This window comes from Acinetobacter sp. CY05 (genome assembly GCF_059515805.1).
Genome location: NZ_JCAKMW010000002.1, coordinates 215,269 through 234,360, shown reverse-complemented (window position 1 = coordinate 234,360; position 19,092 = coordinate 215,269). Strand labels below are relative to the sequence as shown.

At 41.1% G+C, this 19,092-nt stretch carries 9 protein-coding genes and 1 pseudogene; 4 read left to right on the top strand and 6 right to left on the bottom strand.

Features of this window, described 5'->3' with window-relative positions:
• Positions 1-48: 48 nt before the first annotated feature.
• Entirely contained in the window at positions 49-1,194 is a 1,146-nt protein-coding gene (locus tag AC5YCD_RS03485; RefSeq protein WP_496128723.1) for a GGDEF domain-containing protein, read from the bottom strand.
• A gap of 135 nt (positions 1,195-1,329) precedes the next feature.
• Here AC5YCD_RS03485 and AC5YCD_RS03480 point away from each other — a divergent pair.
• Positions 1,330-1,807, top strand: a pseudogene (locus AC5YCD_RS03480) (peptide deformylase).
• Positions 1,808-1,900: 93 nt separating this feature from the next.
• Complete coding sequence (locus tag AC5YCD_RS03475) at positions 1,901-3,172, top strand: glutaminase (RefSeq protein WP_496128722.1); 1,272 nt, start codon at positions 1,901-1,903, stop codon at positions 3,170-3,172.
• Positions 3,173-3,254: 82 nt separating this feature from the next.
• Here the strand turns inward: AC5YCD_RS03475 and dhaK are convergent, their stop codons facing one another.
• The gene (dhaK, locus tag AC5YCD_RS03470) at positions 3,255-4,985 is read right to left on the bottom strand and encodes a dihydroxyacetone kinase subunit DhaK (RefSeq protein WP_496128721.1); all 1,731 of its coding nucleotides are present in this window, start codon (positions 4,983-4,985) and stop codon (positions 3,255-3,257) included.
• A gap of 191 nt (positions 4,986-5,176) precedes the next feature.
• Here dhaK and AC5YCD_RS03465 point away from each other — a divergent pair, with 191 nt between their 5' ends.
• Positions 5,177-8,959, top strand: coding sequence for a hypothetical protein (locus AC5YCD_RS03465; RefSeq protein ID WP_496128720.1), 3,783 nt, complete (start codon positions 5,177-5,179; stop codon positions 8,957-8,959).
• Between the two features lie 52 nt (positions 8,960-9,011).
• Here the strand turns inward: AC5YCD_RS03465 and metH are convergent, their stop codons facing one another.
• On the bottom strand, positions 9,012-12,698 hold the full coding sequence (metH, locus tag AC5YCD_RS03460; protein ID WP_496128719.1) for a methionine synthase: 3,687 nt from the start codon (positions 12,696-12,698) through the stop codon (positions 9,012-9,014).
• A gap of 387 nt (positions 12,699-13,085) precedes the next feature.
• Between metH and AC5YCD_RS03455 the strand changes: the two genes are divergently transcribed.
• The gene (locus tag AC5YCD_RS03455; protein WP_496128718.1) at positions 13,086-14,702 is read left to right on the top strand and encodes an inorganic phosphate transporter; all 1,617 of its coding nucleotides are present in this window, start codon (positions 13,086-13,088) and stop codon (positions 14,700-14,702) included.
• A 38-nt stretch (positions 14,703-14,740) separates the two neighbouring features.
• Here the strand turns inward: AC5YCD_RS03455 and AC5YCD_RS03450 are convergent, their stop codons facing one another.
• The 3 genes from AC5YCD_RS03450 to AC5YCD_RS03440 all read right to left on the bottom strand — a co-directional run bounded on the left by AC5YCD_RS03450 (position 14,741) and on the right by AC5YCD_RS03440 (position 19,012).
• Positions 14,741-16,279 carry a hypothetical protein gene (locus AC5YCD_RS03450; protein WP_496128717.1) on the bottom strand — a complete coding sequence of 513 codons (1,539 nt, stop codon included), beginning with the start codon at positions 16,277-16,279 and terminating at the stop codon, positions 14,741-14,743.
• 115 nt (positions 16,280-16,394) lie between these two features.
• Complete coding sequence (locus AC5YCD_RS03445) at positions 16,395-17,354, bottom strand: SUMF1/EgtB/PvdO family nonheme iron enzyme (protein WP_496128716.1); 960 nt, start codon at positions 17,352-17,354, stop codon at positions 16,395-16,397.
• Positions 17,354-19,012: a sulfatase family protein gene (locus AC5YCD_RS03440; protein WP_496128715.1), complete on the bottom strand. Its 1,659-nt coding sequence runs from the start codon at positions 19,010-19,012 to the stop codon at positions 17,354-17,356. Before AC5YCD_RS03440 ends, AC5YCD_RS03445 begins: the two co-directional genes overlap by 1 nt.
• Between the last annotated feature and the right edge of the window lie 80 nt (positions 19,013-19,092).

The window sequence follows — 19,092 nt, the reverse complement described above, 5'->3', positions numbered from 1 at the left end:
GCTTTGAATCATGATGGATTATTTTTTATACGACAACTGTTTTTTGAATTAACTGGCCATTTGCCATGCCACTTGATCGCGGCCCATTTTTTTCGCTTGATACAGCATCAGGTCAGCATCTTGTAAGGCAGGTTCTAAATCACAGGGCGCGTCAAAAAAACTTACCCCAATGCTAATGGTGATGCTAATTTCTTGTTCGGGTAAATATAAAGGCTGACGATAGATATTATGACGCAGACATTCAGCCATTTCTAAGGCTAAATCAGCTGGGGCCGCCAACACCACAAGAAACTCTTCACCACCAAAACGAATAATACGATTATTTTGGCGTAAAGTCGTGCGCATAATTTGACTGACGTGCTGCAGGGCAAGATCACCAATCGCATGCCCATACTGGTCATTGATTTTTTTAAAATGATCTAAATCACACAATAACAAGGCATAAGGTGCCTCAGGTAAAGCACGAAATAATTTTTGTTTTTCATGGAGGGCACGCCGATTAAATAAGCCAGTTAATGGATCAATGCTAAGCTCATATTTTAAGGTGCGCATTGAATCATGCACGGCACAGCCTGACAATAAAGAAAAAATTGCCATATTAAAAAATAGACTGGTAAATTGTGTGCTCGACCAAAATAGGGTCACATAAGCATCTAACCATAGCGTGTTGGCCATCAGCACCAAAAACATCACTTGGCAGACAAAAAAGCTCAACATCAGAATAATGATGATCTTAAGCAAATGATCTAACCAATGTTGGGAACGGTTGGTCAAAATGCCGCGTAAATTATTGCCAAAAATCAGTAAGGTTGCCACCATAGTGGCACTCAGACGAGATTCAAAACTATAGTCAATATACGTAAAATATAAAAAGATCGGGATGCTTAAAATAATCACACTGACTACATAAGGCCAATGGGTTCGAATTTTAAAACGTAAATAAATGCTATGTGTCATCAGACTAATGGCCAGTAGAAACCATACACATAGCCAAGGCAGCACGTCGATCATCTGCTGCGGAATAGCGATCGCTTGAGCGATTTGTAAGATACCCGCCATCACAATGACGCAGGCAAAATAACGCACATAAGGGGCAATATGTTTGCTACGTCCTATCCATAAAATTCCACTGCCTAGACACAGCAAAAAACTAGGAATAATAAAACCAAAAGCATGCAACTGTGACGTGAGCATTCTAAAAATACATTACAATCGAATAAGCACTTGGATTATACCAACAAAACATGTAGGAAATACGAAGCCAAAGTGCAAATTAATATCATATTAAATCTATATAAAGCGCTGACCGACTAAAAAAAGCAGATTGACATGCACGTTGCCCAACAAGGCGAAGCGATTTTAACGCTGCTTGCACAAGCGCTGAGTCAAGACGAATTTAATAGTGCTGGGCTGCGAGCTTATGTGGCACAAATGCAAAGTACTCTGTACGTCATGGGGGTGGTATTGCCGCATCGCAAGTGTATCTTTCCAAACGCATTATTATTGTAGCTTCATCCCCTAATCCATGTTACCCAAATGCACCAGAAATGGCAGCAGTGGTGATGATTAATCCAGTGATTACCCATCGCTCAAATGAGCTGTTGTTAGCTGCAGAGGGCTGTTTAAGTGTGCCATGCAGCGTGGACAGGTGGCACGTAGTGCCTCTATTCAAGTGTGTTAGGCGGACATAAACGGGCAGATGCATAGCGCTGAATATCAGGGCTTTCCTGCACGAATGGTGCAGCATGAAATTGATCATTTAGATGGGATTTTATTTCACCAGCGTTTGACTGAAGCAGCGCTATAGCCATGTGATAAAATTGTAAGTCCAGCCTTGTAGCTATTGGCACAGCTTAAGTCAGGGTTTATGTTAAATACATAACAATAATGATGATGAACGATGCAAACGCCTGTCCCTGATTACCTCGCCCACGTATTAACCCAATGCAATTGCAACAGCCAAGGTGCGTTGGCAGATTATATTCCAGAGCTGGCGCAAGCCAATCCTGAGCGCTTGGCTTTGGCGTTATCCACGGTTGATGGCACCATTTACTCAAGTGGTGATGATGAGGTTGAATTTACCATTCAGTCGATGTCTAAACCTTTTGCTTATGCGTTAGCGCTGCAACAACTGGGTTTAACAGCGGTTTTGGAGAAAGTTGATGTTGAACCTTCAGGTGAAGCATTTAATCAAATTTCTTTAGACCAAGAAACCAAACGCCCCAAAAATCCAATGATTAACTCAGGTGCCATTACCACCCATGCGTTAATTACGGTGCAAAAAGGCCAACAACGGGCAGAAAAACTGCGCCAATTTTTAAGTCGGTTGGCAGGGCGTGAATTAAAATTTGATCTAAGCGTATATGAATCTGAGATTCAGACAGCATTTCGTAATTTATCCATTGCCTATATGTTGCGGACGGTTGGGGTGTTAACAGAAGATCCTGTGGAGATTGTGCATGGCTATGTCAAGCAATGCGCGATTTTAGTCACGGTCAAAGACTTAGCCCGTATCAGCAGTGTGCTTGCCAATGGTGGAATTGACGCGATTACAGGTGAGCGCTTGCTTGATGGCGCTGTGGTGCGCCAAGTGTTAAGTGTCATGATGACATGTGGTATGTATGATGCTGCCGGAGATTGGCTAAGTACCGTTGGTATTCCGGCCAAAAGTGGTGTGGCGGGTGGGATTTTTGGGGTGTTGCCTGGGCAAGTAGGGATTGCCGTGTTTTCACCCAAAATCGATGAACATGGCAACAGTGTCCGTGGCGTGAAAATATTTGAGCGTTTATCGCATGACATGGGTTTACATCTGATGCAAGGGACACCATCGGCACAAACCATTGTACAGAGCCGCAGTGTGCAATCTGACGGTACCGTGGTGTTTGAACTACGCGGTGTGCTGCAATTCACCGAATCAGAAATGCTGTTACGTATCTTGCAAGCTGAACCTGTGGCAGATCATGCCATTATTTTAGATTTAACGAATGTAAGTTTGGTGCATGATGTGGGGGCACGTATGTTGTTTGAAGGGTTAAAACGCTTACAAGCAGATGGTCATCCTGTGACTGTGCTTGACGCCGAAGGCATACTCAGTGAAGCGCAGCTGAAAGGCCATAAACGTCAGGTGACTCAGCAGACATTAGAGGAATATCTTAAACATAAAAAAGCCTAATGTGTTTAGGATTTTTTACGAGGGTCACTATGGCCTAAAGCAAACAAGCCTTGAATATTCAAGGCTTGTTTGCTCAAACACGTTATTGAACGTGGTTGGCAATATCGCTAAAGATGACGCCCAAACCATGTGCCCCTGCATCTGGATAACCTAGGCTACGATCACCAACAGTACCGGCGCGGCCCATACGTGCCACAATATTTTTGGTATTTTCAGCACCTTGTACCGCAGCTTGTGCACCAAGCATAAAATTCTCTTTAAAGCTTTTATCTGTATTGGCAGACCAAGCATCAGCACATGGTACCAAGGCATCAATTAAGGTTTTATCACCCACCACAGCACCACGACCAAAGGAACGCTCACCTGTAGTTTGAATGCCTTTGACCGCCGCTTGGAGCATATCGGCAAAATCAGCCGTTGATAGTGTTGTTTTGCCTGCAATCGCTTTACTTGCAGCACGGAACGCAGACCCCCAGATGGGTCCTGATGCACCGCCACAATGTTGCATAATAATCATGGAGCAGTGATCTAAAAACTCATCCATATGTTGGTATTGCAATAAGCTTGGCCATTCACGTTTGAGTTGCTTAAAGCCTTTGGCCACACTCATGCCAAAGTCACCATCGCCGGCATGGGCATCAAGTTCACAAAATGGCACTTCATTTTTAATGATACAGGCACTCATTACATCGACCACATAGCGCATATTTTCAATGCTAAATTGTTCATTGCTAATGATGGCATGTTCAGGATGCGTTTCCACAGCAGTATTTAAACTGAGGCCATTGGCATCTGTAGCGCTAGCAAAATTCAGCGGCAGCGCAGCTGAACCATCCATTTTAAAGGCAGGGGTATTGGCAGGTGCATCTAAATAGCCTTTGAGCTCATCATCCAATGCCAATAAGGATACGGAAGCACCGTTCATATCAATACTGGTCATGTAGTTACCCACAAAAGTACGATAAATTTTGATGCCTTTGCTGGCGAGATATTGGCAAACATCTTGGTTAAAGAGATACAACTCTTGCAGTGGGGTAGTACCAAAACCGTTGATCATAACGGCAACTTCGCTGAGTTCTGGACGATCAAGGAACAGATCATCGACCATACGCTGTGCCAATTGTTTTGCTGGCAAGATTTTCTCATGGCGGATCCCCGGTTCGCCGTGGATGCCTACGCCATATTCCATTTCGTCATCGGCAAGGGTAAAGGTTGGCGTGCCTTTGGCAGGAACGGTACAAGAGCTATAGGCAAAGCCTAAACTGGTAACGCTATCCGCGGCTTTTTGTGCCACAGCTTTGACTTCACTCAGTTCTAAACCTTGTGCTGCAGCAGCACCGGCAATTTTATGCACAAATACTGTGCCTGCTACCCCACGACGACCTACCGTATAGAGGCTATCTTTTACCGCAATATCATCAGCCACTTTGACGTAATCGACTTTAATACCATCTTCAGTGGCTAAAGCTGCACCGTTCTGGAAATTCATCATATCGCCGGAATAGTTTTTAATAATCATCAGCACGCCTTTGTCAGTGGCAACTTGCTGTAGGGCTTTATAGACTTGAATTTGCGACGGCGATGCAAAGACATCACCACACACGGCAGCATCTAACATGCCTTGACCTACAAAGCCTGCATGTGCAGGTTCGTGACCGCTACCACCGCCACTGATGAGTGCCACATTTTGGTGTTTTTGTTTTTTTGCGATGATTTTATAGTTGGAATCAAATGTCAGTTCTGGGTGAGCAAGGACAAAGCCTTGGCACATGTCGACAACCAGATGTTCTGGGTTGTTCATGAGTTTTTTCATGGATTTAACCTGTTTTTAGACGGGGGAGATTTTGCAGTCTATTATTCAGGAATTTGTAGAAATTTGCTGATTGAATAATGTTAAAACGGATAATTTGGGTGTGATGGGTTAGAAAAGGTTCTATTTTTTGTATCTTGTATATTTAGTTGAATTAACTTAATTTCATTAAGCTAGTAAAAAGGATAAATAGAATGATTCAACCGAATTGGGAAATTTTTTCAGCAAAATTTTCAAATAATCAGCAAGTGACATTCGAATGGTTTGCTTATCTATTATTTTGTCGAGAATTTGATTTACCAAAAGGATGGTTTGGGTTTAAAAATCAGTCAGGCATTGAAAAAAATCCAATTGAAAAAGAGGGTGAAGTCATAGGCTTTCAAGCCAAGTTTTACTCTACAAGTCTTTCTAGCCATAAAGATGACTTTTTAGAAATGCTAGAGAAAGCTAGAAGAGATCATCCCACACTAACCAAAATATTGGTATATACAAATCAGTTTTGGGGAGAAGCATACAATAAAGCTGAAAAAAAGATGATGTCCCCTCAGGCTTTAATAGATATAAATGCTAAAGCTAAAGAATTAATGATTGAGCTTGAATGGAGAGAAGCTTCATTTTTTGAATCTGAATTTGTGTGCTTAGAGCATGATGATTTAGCTAAATACTTTTTTACAGAGCAAAAGCTAGAAGGTTGGCAACGCTACGATGATTGGTCAAATACAAAGGATAAAGTTGAAGCAGAATATTTAGTTGATGAAGATATTAAAGTTATTGTACCTAAAGATTTTAACAAAAATGAAATTAGTGTGACTGATGGTATCAATACAATTCGAGAAAAACTATCAGTAGGCGGATCTTCTATAAGATTGGTTGGTCTCTCAGGTGTAGGTAAAACACGCTTTGCTCAAGCTCTTTTCGATGAGCGCATTGGAAGCAATAGCCTAGATATTAAAAATGTTTGGTATTGTGATTTTGGTGATTCACCTAACCCACAACCTCAGCATTTTGTTGAAGAGCTGATTCAAAAAAAGCAACCCTATATTTTAATTGTCGATAATTGTGGCCAAGATACACATGGCAATTTAACGAAAAAAATTCAAGATACTCAAATTTCGTTATTAACTATTGAATATGATGTTCAGGACGATTTACCAGAAAGTACAGAAGTTTATAAATTAAAGCCAAATAGCCCTGAAATTATTAAAAAAGTTATAGAGCGACATTACCCACATATTAATGATTTAAACGCAAGAAAAATTGCTGAGTTCTCAGGTGGTAACTATCGATTAGCTTTGGCAGTTGCTTCAAATATTGAACGTACTGATAACTTAGCATTGCTTACAAGTTCTGAGTTATTTGAACGACTCTTTTGGCAGAGAGGACAGCGAGATGATGAGTTATATAAAGTTGCTCAAAATTTTGCTTTAGTTTATTCCTTTAATTTAGAGGATGTAGGTGAAGAAAATTCTGAATTGGATTGTGTGTCGAGATTCGCAAGAGTTGATAGTTATGATGCTATTGAAAAAATCGAAGAGCTGAAAAGTAAAGACATTGTTCAACAGCGTGGGACATGGCGTGCTATTTTACCGCATGTACTAGCAAATCATTTAGCTAAAGAATGTATTTCAAAGAAGTTAGTTAGACATCTAGATGAGTTTATTCAAAATATGCCTGTACGTTTGCAGATGTCCTGTATTAAACGTTTAAGTTACTTACATGATGTTCCAAAAGTACAAGAGTTAGTGACATCATGGTTTTCTTCTAGTGGATGGTTGGGAGAGAAACTTTTAAATGATGGATATGATTCACAGGATTTAGTTAAATTTAGATTACTTGCTCATATTGCTGAAGATCAAGTTTTAGAATTACTAGAACAAAAGCATAATACTGATCCTAGTTTTCTAACTAGGGAAAATACTCATTTTGTTGAAATTTCTAGATTAGTTCGATCTTTATCTTATCAATCACATAACTTTAAAAAAGCTTTTGATTTACTCATTTATTTTGCTAAAGATGAAAAAGAAGGTGAAAGAAACAACTCTATTCGAGATTTAGTAACTCCATTATTTAGGCTCTATACATCAGAAACAATGGCTGATTTAGAGCAAAAAAAAGAAGTTGTCACTCAATTAAAAATGAAGCCTGATTACGAGTCAATCCTTTTAGATTGCTTATCTAAAGCACTTAATTTCAATGATTATGGCTTTCTACTGAGAGATTATTCTGAAAGAGCTCAATTAAGTGAATATGGCTATCAGCCGAAAACTTATGGAGAGATTTGGAGTTGGGTTGAGTTTTTACTTAGTATATTAGATGAACTAGATAATCGAAATGTTGATAAAGTTCGACAGATTTTTACGCACAATCTTAAAGCTATTATTTGGAAATGTGGAAAAGTTGAGTTTGTGAGAAAGTTTTTACTGCAATTTAATGAGCGTAAATATTTTCCTGAAGCTCATAGACAACTACTAAGTATTATTAACCTCAATAAAGATGAATTAGAAATAAATTCACCTAAATTATTACAAGAATTAGAAAATTTGGAAAAAGAGCTAAGACCTAATAAAAATAGGGTTCGAGAGCTATTACAGACTTATATTTTAGCTCCAGATCATGATATCTATAGAATGAGTAAAAGTGAAAATGATGAACATGCAATTAAAATTCCTGAATTTAATTCTTATGAGAAGTTAATCCAATATTTAGGTGAAAATTTAAAGGATATTGAGGTTTTAAAAGAAAATTTGGATTTATTGATTAAAGCAAGTAGTGGATGGTTAGCACATCAATATTTGATTCAGTTAGGTGAAAGTACAGTTCATATATTTGAGAATGTTGATAATTGTATTGATATAATTCAGCATACATATATAGAAGCAGATATAAAGAGTTCTGAGTTTTTATTGGGATTATTAAAGGGTTTTAAAAATAATTCAAAGAAAGATTATGAAAAATTTATAGATTTTTTATTGGATCACACTATTTTGAGGAATATAGCTCCTCATATGATTTTTGATAGTTGTCAAAATGATGAAGAGTTTAAGTATTTTTACCAACTTTTCAAGCAAGATAAAATTAATATCGCTCAATTGCCAAGATTGGCAGGTTTTAAATATCATAATAGAATAAGTAATGAAATATTTGAGCTGTTTATAGATAGGCTAATTGATTTAGAAAAATGGGATAGAGCTCATTATGAGTTACTTGAGGAGTGTTTTTTTCAAAAAAAATTATCAGAGAAATATCAACCTATTTTATTAGGCAATGTTCCTGAATTTATTAGTAGTGAGAGTAACTTCAATCACTATGAGGATGGTTTAAAAGTATTATTAGGTTGTGGTGAGGATTTTGAAGATAAAATATTTAAAGATGTTGGAGATTATTTTAATGGTGAGCGATACATTTCTCTTTATAGGGAGAATAAAAAATTTAAGATATTAAAATTATTAATAAAGACGAACACAATCAAATTTATAAAAGAATTTTTAGAGGGTGAGGAGTTTTTATCAAAATTTTGGAAGGGTGATTTAAATAAAGTTTTGTTTTTTGCTGATTCAAGTGATGTACTGAAGTGGATAGATAAAGATCAAGACAAAATCAAATTCTGGATAGAAAATGCTAGATTATTTTGTGTTAAAAATTATCAAGAGGAAACTACAGGTGAAACAAAAAGTAAGATTGTATGGCTAGATTTATTAGTGGAGTTATTAAAATTGTCAGAAGAAAGGGGAAGCCTGCTAGAACACTTGTTTAATGAATCAATATTTAAGGTTACACAAGCAAGTGGTAGTTGGTCACAAGAAATGTCTAGAAGATTACCATCTATACAAAGTTTGAAAGAAAAAATAGTACCAATATTTCCAGAATTAGAGTCGCTGATCATTGCTAAAGAAAAAGAGTGGATAATTGCTATTGATAGACAAGCTCAAAGAGATGAAGAAAATGAAAAACAACGAAATGAGCGATTTGAATGGTGATTAAAAAATCCCCTCACTCGAGGGGATTTTTTATTTCTAAATTAGAGGATTCTTAAACAATCGAATCATCCAAATTTGGCGCTAACCAACGTTTCGCTTCATCCAGTGTCCAACCTTTACGCTGCGCATAATCTTCAAGCTGGTCGCCTGCGATTTTACCCACGTTAAAGTACTGGCTTTCAGGGTTGGCATAGTAGAAACCACTGACTGATGAAGGTGGCCACATCGCAAAGCTGCTGGTCAGTTGCGTACCAATCTTGTCAGTTGAGCCTAACCAGTCAAATAAAGGCGCTTTTTCAGAGTGCTCTGGGCAAGCAGGGTAGCCCGGTGCAGGACGAATCCCGACATACTTCTCTTTAATCAGCTCATCATTAGATAAGTTTTCATCAGCTTGATAACCCCAGAATTCTTTACGGATTCGTTCATGTAAATGCTCGGCAAAGGCTTCGGCAAAACGGTCACCTAAGGCTTGTACTAAAATGGCATTATAGTCATCACCTTTGGCTTTATATTCTTGCGACAGTTCTTCCGCACCAAAGATTGAAACCGTAAAGCCACCCAAATAATCCTGAGCCACATCTTTAGGCGCAACAAAGTCAGCAAGCGAGAAGTTGGCTTTACCTGTTACTTTGTCAGACTGCTGACGGATATGGTTAAAGCGATGCGTCACATTACCATTTTCATCGGTGACTGCAACAGTATCCGCCGCAACACGGTTTGCAGGGTAGAGGTTAAAGGTTGCACGTGCGTCAAAGCGTTTATTTTCGATGATGTCTTTTAACATCTCTTGTGCTTGGTTGTACAAATCAGTCGCAGCTTCGCCTACCACTTCATCTGTTAAAATTGCAGGGAATTTACCCGCCAAACTCCAAGAGATAAAGAATGGTGTCCAGTCAAAATACTCAACTAAGGTGTCTAATGGATAGTTGGTAAAGGTTTGCGAACCAATAAAGTTTGGCTTAACAGGTGCGTTTTTAGCAAAATCAATCTTAAAGCCATGTTCAATTGAGTCTGCATAAGACAGTTTGGCAGCTTTCGGTTGTTTGTTGGCTAAACGCTCACGGATTTTTTCATAATCTGCTTGGTAATCTGCCATCAATTTTGGCTTCATTTCAGCAGAAAGAAGTTGTGTTGCTACACCCACAGCACGTGAAGCATCAGCCGTATAGAACACGCCATCATTTTGATATTGTGGTGAAATCTTCACCGCAGTATGCGCTTTCGATGTAGTTGCACCACCAATCATCAGTGGAATGTTAAAGCCTTTACGTTGCATTTCTTTGGCAACAAACACCATTTCATCCAATGACGGTGTGATTAAGCCTGATAAACCAATGATATCGACTTTTTCATCAATCGCAGTTTGAAGAATCTTCTCGCAAGGCACCATCACGCCAAGGTCAACGATGTCATAACCGTTACAGCCCAAAACTACACCCACGATATTTTTACCGATGTCGTGTACGTCGCCTTTTACCGTTGCAAGTAAGATTTTACCTTTTGCTTCAGCCTGAGTTTTTTCAGCTTCGATAAATGGATTTAACCACGCAACGGCTTGTTTCATCACACGTGCAGATTTTACCACCTGTGGTAAGAACATTTTGCCCGAACCGAACAAATCACCGACCACGTTCATACCTGCCATGAGTGGCCCTTCAATTACATCTAAAGGACGTGCAGATTTTAAACGTGCTTCTTCGGTATCTTCATCAATATACGTGGTGATGCCTTTAACCAATGCATATTCAAGACGTTTTTCAACGCTCTCATTACGCCACTCAAGGTTTTCTTCAGCTTTTTGTGCACCTGCTTGACCACGATATTTTTCTGCAACCGTTAAAAGTTTTTCAGTCGCGTCTTGACCGCTTTCACCTTGGTTGCGGTTCATCACCACATCTTCAACCGCTTCTTTAAGCTCGGCATCGATGTCATCATAAATTGCAAGCTGACCTGCGTTGACGATGCCCATGGTTAAGCCTTGTTGAATACCGTGATACAAGAACACCGCATGGATGGCTTCACGTACAGGCTCGTTACCACGGAAAGAGAACGATACGTTAGAAATACCGCCCGATACCATTGCATGTGGAAGGTTTTGTTTAATCCAACCGGTTGCTTCAATAAAGTCCACACCGTAGTTGTTGTGTTCTTCAATCCCTGTTGCCACCGCAAACACGTTCGGGTCAAAGATGATGTCTTCAGCAGGGAAGCCGACTTCATTTACTAACACATCATAAGAACGCTTACAGATTTCTTTTTTACGTTCTGCGGTATCAGCCTGACCTTTTTCATCAAATGCCATGACAATGACAGCCGCACCGTATTGACGGCACAGACGCGCACGTTCTACAAACTCGTCATAACCTTCTTTTAAGGAAATTGAGTTCACCACCGCTTTACCTTGTACGCATTTTAAGCCTGCTTCAATAATCTCCCATTTAGAAGAGTCAAGCATAATAGGCACACGTGAAATATCAGGTTCAGATGCAATGAGATTTAAGAAATGCACCATCGCACCTTGCGAATCAAGCATGCCTTCATCCATGTTGATATCGATGATCTGTGCACCTGCTTCAACTTGCTGACGTGCAACATCTAAAGCTTCGGTAAAATTTTCTTCTTTAATTAAACGTAAGAATTTTTTAGAACCTGTCACGTTGGTACGTTCACCGACGTTCACAAACAATGAATCTTTAGTGATGTTAAATGGCTCTAAACCACTTAAACGGCACGCAGGTTCGATTTCAGGAATTTGACGCGGCGCAATGCCTTCAACCGCTTGTGCAATGGCACGGATATGGTCAGGCGTGGTACCACAACAACCACCTGTGATGTTGATTAGACCACTTTCTGCAAACTCTTTAATAAATGCTGCTGTTTCCTCAGGCGTTTCATCATAACCACCAAAGGCATTAGGTAAGCCTGCGTTTGGATGCGCTGAAACAAAGGTGTTGGCAACGTCAGACACGGTTTTGACGTGTGGGCGCATTGCATCCGCACCCAGCGCACAGTTAAAGCCAATAGAGAGTGGCTCTGCATGGCGCATGGAGTTCCAGAATGCTTCTGCGGTTTGACCTGTTAAAGTACGACCTGAAGCATCAGTAATCGTGCCTGAAATCATAATTGGCAGTTCATAGCCCAACTCTTTAAACACTTCTTTGACTGCAAAAATTGCAGCTTTAGCATTTAACGTATCAAATACGGTTTCGATGAGGATGATGTCCGCACCACCTTCAATCAACGCTTTAGTCGATTCGATGTAGTTTTCTTTTAATTCATCAAACGTAATATTACGGAAGGCAGGGTCATTTACATTTGGTGAAATTGAGGTTGTACGTGATGTTGGCCCAAGTACACCTGCTACAAAACGTGGTTTTTCAGGCGTTGAGTATTTTGCACACGCTTCTTTAGCAAGACGAGCAGCAGCAATATTAATTTCTGGAACCAAATCTTCCATGTGGTAATCAGACATCGACACACGGGTACCGTTAAAGGTATTGGTTTCAATAATATCCGCACCCGCTTCAAGATACGCTTCATGAATGCCTTGAATAATTTGTGGCTGAGTGAGCACCAAAAGGTCATTATTGCCTTTAAGGTCAGATGCCCAGTCAGCGAAGCGTTCACCACGGTAGTCGGCTTCTTCGAGTTTGTGACGTTGAATCATGGTGCCCATTGCACCATCAATAATCAGGATGCGCTTGGCAAGAAGCTCTTTTAATGTGGCGAGTGTGGACATACAAAACCCCAATCCGATGGAATAGAAAATCGACAATATATTAGCAGACTTCGCTATAAATTAAGCAGTATTCAAATTAAGCAGTTGAATTGTTATGCAGAAAATACAAAGAAATGAAATTTTTTCATGTTGTTGTCATATTTATTGCTTAGATTAAATAAAAATCAAAACTGTGCTTTCAACGAGTGCAGTACATTATTAATTGATAGGACCAAAAATCATGCTCGCTTGTAAATCTTGATCATTATTTGACGATAATGTGTACGCCACCGACCAAAACCAAGCAATTGCAGTTAAAATAGCCTGCGATCAGGGTCTCTTTGTCATATAATTGTCATAATTTAATTGAACAATATGGGGATCCTTGAATCCTCTATTCCTGCTTGCATGAATTCTAATCCAACTCCCCAAGACTCAGCACAACATTCGGCTGATCAGTCGACCAATGTTCATGTGCCGACACCGAAATTCTTTATGCCGGTGTTTTTGACTCTGATTGTTTCTACGCTAATTTATATTGGCTTTCAATTGTCTGCAGATTTAGCTCATGTTCCGGCATTGGGGCTATATACGGTGATTTTATTGGCCAGCGCCTTATTTATTGCGCTCAGCTTTGAATTCGTCAATGGCTTTCATGATACCGCCAACGCAGTTGCAACCGTAATTTATACCAATGCATTACCGGCACCTGTGGCAGTGATGTGGGCGGGTTTTTGTAACTTCTTAGGGGTTATGGTGGCAAGTGGTGCGGTCGCCTACGGTATTATTGCCTTATTACCTGTCGAATTGATTATGAATGTCGGTTCAGGTGCTGGTTTTGCCATGGTCTTTGCCATGCTGATTGCCGCCATTTTATGGAACTTAGGCACATGGTTCTTAGGTATTCCGGCTTCAAGTTCGCACACCTTAATTGGTTCGATCTTAGGGGTTGGGATCATGAACTACATCTTGCACGCAGGTAGCGGTGCATCAGGTGTAGATATGGAACAGGTGATGAAAGTGGGTAAAGCCCTGTTATTCTCACCGTTAATTGGTTTTGCTTTTGCGGCAGTGTTGTTCTTATTGGTGAAAAAAATCTTTAAGAAACAAATGGAATTATTCCAACCGCCTGTAGGGAATAAGCCACCACCGCCTTTAATTCGTGCTATTTTGATCTTTACTTGTACCGGTGTGAGTTTTGCCCACGGTTCAAACGATGGTCAAAAAGGTATGGGTTTAATCATGCTGATTTTAATTGGCTGTGTGCCGCTGGCGTATTCGCTCAATAAAAATGTCGATAGCGCGCATATGCAATCCTTCGGGCAGCTATCTGCACAAACAGCAGATCTCATTTATCCAAATCATGAAGATATTGCCGATGAAAAGGCACGTGCCATCATCACGCAATATGTACAAACCAAAGAAATTACACCTGAAGTGGTGCCGGCTTTAGCTAGCCTAACCGATCACTTGGGTGAAAAAGTAGGTAGCTATAACAACATTAAAGATGTACCAGAAGAGTTGGTGTCTGAATTCCGTAATGACATGTATTTAAGCACCACAGCCTTCAAACGTTTGGATAAAGCGGAAGCTTTGCCGGCCATGACGGCAGCCCAAGAAAAAACCGTGGATGAATACCGCGACAACCTTGATTCATTCTTACAATACATTCCAACTTGGGTCAAAGTGGCGGTTGCCTTGGCATTGGGTCTGGGAACCATGGTCGGTTGGAAGCGTATTGTGGTCACAGTAGGTGAGCGTATTGGTAAAAACCATATGACGTATGGTCAAGGCATGTCAGCTGAACTGGTGGCAATGTCAACCATTGCAGCAGCAGATGGCTTTGGTATGCCAGTGTCGACTACACATGTTTTAAATTCTGCGGTGGCAGGTACCATGGTGGCCAATAAGTCAGGTTTAAACTTTAATACCGTTAAAACTATTCTGTCGGCATGGATCTTTACGCTACCTGCAACCATCTGTTTATCAGGTGTGTTGTATTGGTTATTGCTTAAAGTCTTCTAAGCTTAAGCATAAAAAAACGCAGCCAAGGCTGCGTTTTTTTATGGCTTTAATTTGCTCAGCAGTTTAAGCGGTAATTTGGACTTGGCCATACCATATACGGCAGCCAAAGGCAGTGCAGTGCGCGCCAAATAAGGCACACGCCATAAACCGCCATGGTTGGCACCAGACATCATCAGTTCTAAAGGATGTGGAAGCTCGGTGGTTGGCTGTGCCACAGAATGAGCATGACGTAAATCATGTACCCAAAGTGCTGCCATTAATGCGTTGGTGGTTTCAGGTGCAAATGCTTCAACATCAAATAATTGTGCGCCATCAAAAGCGGCTTTGAGGAGCGGATTTTTCACCACAGAATGGGTGGTGGTAGATGGGGCAATATTAATACTGACCACTTGACCCTGACTGCGTGCCAGTGTGGCACGCCATTGTTGTAAGCGTTTGGCTAAGGCATAGTTTGGCCCTTGCTCAATCACCAGACAGTCACTTATACCGTACTTTTGCCCATTATCAGACTGAATTAAGCTGTGATCATTGGCTTTAAATAAATGTTGCTGGCTGAGTAAGGCCAGCGCTTTACTCAGTTGGCTGTGAATTTTAGCGCGCTGTTGATATTTGCTTTTAGAAGCTTCAATCACCTCAGGCGGTACCGCATAGACATCAGTTGGCGTACACATAAACATTAAGCTAGTATTGGCTTTTTGTGCACTCACTTCACTCATAATGCTGTCCATGGCAATTGATACACGCACATGTTTTTCACCATCTAAATAGGCAATTGCGGCCAAATCTAGCGGATGGGGATTTTGCACTAACCACTTAATAATCTCTGGAATTTCGTTCAGTAAATTGGCGCCTAAATGCTGGGCTAAATCAGCTGCATCGGCTTGAACAGCTTGATGACTTGGCGCATATAAAGTGGCATTACCAGCGTGGACTTTATCTAAAATGCCTTGCCATACTTTTTCATTGGCCAAGTCTACAGCCACAATATTGGCTTTCCATTGACATAGCCAGGTTAAAGGTCCTGCTTCAGAGCCGGCACCAAACAGCACCATATTACGATCAGATAAATCAAACCATTCTGGATGGGCGACGCACAGGCGCATGGCATCGGCATGACTGGACTCAATAATGCCAGCAGCTTGCCAAGCATCGAGTTGTTTGAGCAGCGCAGCGCCTTGTAGCTTTTGCCCTTGATAAGGCACATACCACGCAGGTGCAGCCTGACTTTTGCCTTGAATTTTAACAGTGTAGAGATTTTGCGCATTGAGTTTTATGGCATCTTTAAGATGATAACGCTCGCCATAACGATAAAAATCTACACTATTACGTGCTTTTTGTAAGCCTTGTTCGGCAATAATGAGGGTATGGGCGGAATTTAAAATCGCGCCTTTAACGAGCGCTTTAAAATAGTGAGGATATTGTTTACGCCAGTTTTTTTCGGCCAATAAGGCTTGAGCTGTTTTGTTATCAATTAAAGATAAGGCTTCGGCAATGATTTCCTTGCCGATTTTAGTACTGCTGGGTTTTTGAGTTTTGGGATCAATGGGAAACTGTAAACCGTCTAAGGCATGTGACATAAAAAATCTCGTTATATTCAATTCTATGCTGCTTATATTAGCCATGCCCAAACAGTTTTGGGCTAGCATTTTAAATCAGATTGTAGAGAAAAAATGTCATGCTTGCGATATGCCTTTAAGGTTTGCCACGTAAAACGGTACGAAAACCAACATGTGAGGTGGCCAGATCAAATTCTTGTGGGTGACGGCTACTGGCACGATAGCGGGCACAATATTGACTGGCACATAAAAACGAACCGCCTTTGAGCACAAAATTTTGGCTATGTTTAGATCTGAGCGCCGCATAATTGCCCATATGATGGTCATGAGCACCTTGATAAGGAGATGCGGTCCATTCCCAGACATTGCCAATCATGTCATATAAGCCAAATGCGTTGGGTGCATAGCAGCCAACCGGTGCAATGCCTTGAAAATGGTCTTCAACTTGCGGTTCAAAGGGGAAACCACCTTGCCAATAATTGGCATTGGGTTGATGCTGAGCATTACGTGGTTCATGCTTTAAACCTTGGTCGTGGTAATGTTGGGTTTTAGCGGCGTACTCCCACTCAATTTCAGTAGGCAACTCACGCCCCAACCATAGCGCATAATGTTCGGCATCATTTTTAGTAACCAAACGTACGGCCTCATGCTCTTTGGCTGCCGCTTGATCTTTGCCTTCAGGATATTGCCAACTGTGGCCATGTTTCAGTTGCCACCAAGTATTAGGTTGCTTCGGGTCTGGACTAAAAATAGCGGCAGCGTGTTGTTTTTCCGCGTCTGTCACGTAGCCAGTAGCTTCAACAAAGCTTCTAAACTGTGCCACAGTCACTTCAGTTTGATCGATCCAAAACCCTTGTACAGTGCGCTGTTTTTCGCCAAAGTTACGCTCATCAGCATAAGCAAGCGCTGAACCAAGCATTAAGTGACCGTGAGGAATATATTGCATCCCTGCTGTGGCGCTACGTTGCCAATCTGTAGGTAAACCTGAATAATCCTGACAACGCGTTAAATTGCCAAGCGCTAAGGCTTGGCTTTTCGGTTGTTGCTGCTGACAGGCACTCAGTAGTAAAGCCAGCGCCAAGTAAAAAAAACGCATTATTGGTAACTCAATACGCCATTTTGTCGACGATATTGATCGTAAACTTGAGCCAATTTAGCCACTTGCTCAGGATATTGCTCAGCTAAGTTATGGCGTTCAGCGCGGTCGCTTTTTAAGTTATATAACTCCCACTCACCTGTACCCAACTTGGCATTGGCTTGACGAGCAATCTTCCAATCGCCTTGACGGGCATAGATATTGCCATGTAATTCATCGGCAAAACTAAAATCGCTTGGACGTACCTGAGCGGCTTTATTCTCAAGTTTAGCTTTCCATGAATAGCCTGATGGGGTATGAATGTTGCGACCTTTGTATTGACCTTGTGGTACAGCAATCTGGGCATAGTCTAACACGGTGGGCAATACATCAAGCACAGAGGTAAAACCATCATAGCTATTTTGGCGTTGCTGATGATGTGGAATTTTGACAATGGCAGGGGCTGTGGTTGCACCCTCAGCTGCAGTTTCTTTCCATAAATGGAACGGTGCAGCACTCACTTCTGCCCAACGTGGGCCAATATAATGATAAGACTGGGCTGTACCGACTGCAGCCAAAGACCTATCAAAACTTGGGTCGTTATAGTCACGTACAGCACCTTCAGCACCGTTGTCAGAGACAAAGAAAATTAAGGTATTGTTATACAGGTTGTTGGCTTTTAAATAACCAATAATACGACCAATATTGGCATCTAGGTTTTCCACCATACCTGCATAGACTTCCATTTTACGTGCTTCGATGGCACGTTGCTCATGTGTAAGTTCTTGCCATGTGCCATAACCAATTTGTGCGGTCGTGACAGGTTTCGCAGCTTGGAAGTTCGCATCAATCAGGCCCAATTGTTTAAGGCGGGCAATACGTTGTTCACGAATGACATCATAACCGACGTCATAACGGCCCTTATATTTATCGCTATATGCTGTTGGAGCTTGAATAGGCCAATGTGGTGCGGTGTAAGCTGCATAGGCAAAAAAGGGTTTGTCTGAATCTTTATCTTGCTCTAAGTAAGCCAACAGTTTATCGGTATAGTAATCGGTGGAGAAAAAGTCATCTGGTAATTGGCTGATAGGCACAACTTGACCATCTTCGGTATAAGTAGCGTTACGTTTATAGGCGCTTGGGGCATCTTTAAAATGTAAATCTAGACCTTGCAACAAGGTAAAGGAACGATCAAAACCTTTAGCGTGTGCATTGCTTTCAGGGGTCAAGCCCAAATGCCATTTGCCACTGATATAAGTACGATAGCCATGATCACGTAACACTTCGGCAATTGAGAGCGAACGTTCATTTAAATAGCCTTCATAACCAGGTTGACCTTGCAGATGCTCAGGGGTGAGTTCTGCCATCGCGCCAATGCCTGCCAAATGATGATCGGCGCCAGAAATCAGTTGCGAACGGGTGGGTGAGCATGTTGGTGCGGTGTGATAATTGGTTAAAATGCGCCCCTCATTGGCAAGCGCATCTAAATGTGGAGTAGAAATTTCACCACCAAAAGCCCCTAGGTCTGAATAGCCTAAATCATCAGCCATAATAAACAGCACATTAGGCTGTTTGGTGACCATGTTTGCCGCGGACTTAGGCTCATCATGATGACAACCCGTGATCGCAAAGCTGAGTGCAGCTAAAGTGAGGGCAGTTAGTAATTTTAATTTTGGCATGGTTTTAAACTTGAGCTTATTTTTGCGCCGAGCTTAAAGCAAAGCTGATTGCAAAATAAAACAAGTTTTTATGCTGAATA

Coding starts and splice junctions, on each gene's coding strand:
- AC5YCD_RS03485 (WP_496128723.1), bottom strand. CDS start 1,194: ATGCTCACGTCACAGTTGCATGCTTTTGGTTTTATTATTCCTAGTTTT.
- AC5YCD_RS03475 (WP_496128722.1), top strand. CDS start 1,901: ATGCAAACGCCTGTCCCTGATTACCTCGCCCACGTATTAACCCAATGC.
- dhaK (WP_496128721.1), bottom strand. CDS start 4,985: ATGAAAAAACTCATGAACAACCCAGAACATCTGGTTGTCGACATGTGC.
- AC5YCD_RS03465 (WP_496128720.1), top strand. CDS start 5,177: ATGATTCAACCGAATTGGGAAATTTTTTCAGCAAAATTTTCAAATAAT.
- metH (WP_496128719.1), bottom strand. CDS start 12,698: ATGTCCACACTCGCCACATTAAAAGAGCTTCTTGCCAAGCGCATCCTG.
- AC5YCD_RS03455 (WP_496128718.1), top strand. CDS start 13,086: ATGAATTCTAATCCAACTCCCCAAGACTCAGCACAACATTCGGCTGAT.
- AC5YCD_RS03450 (WP_496128717.1), bottom strand. CDS start 16,279: ATGTCACATGCCTTAGACGGTTTACAGTTTCCCATTGATCCCAAAACT.
- AC5YCD_RS03445 (WP_496128716.1), bottom strand. CDS start 17,354: ATGCGTTTTTTTTACTTGGCGCTGGCTTTACTACTGAGTGCCTGTCAG.
- AC5YCD_RS03440 (WP_496128715.1), bottom strand. CDS start 19,012: ATGCCAAAATTAAAATTACTAACTGCCCTCACTTTAGCTGCACTCAGC.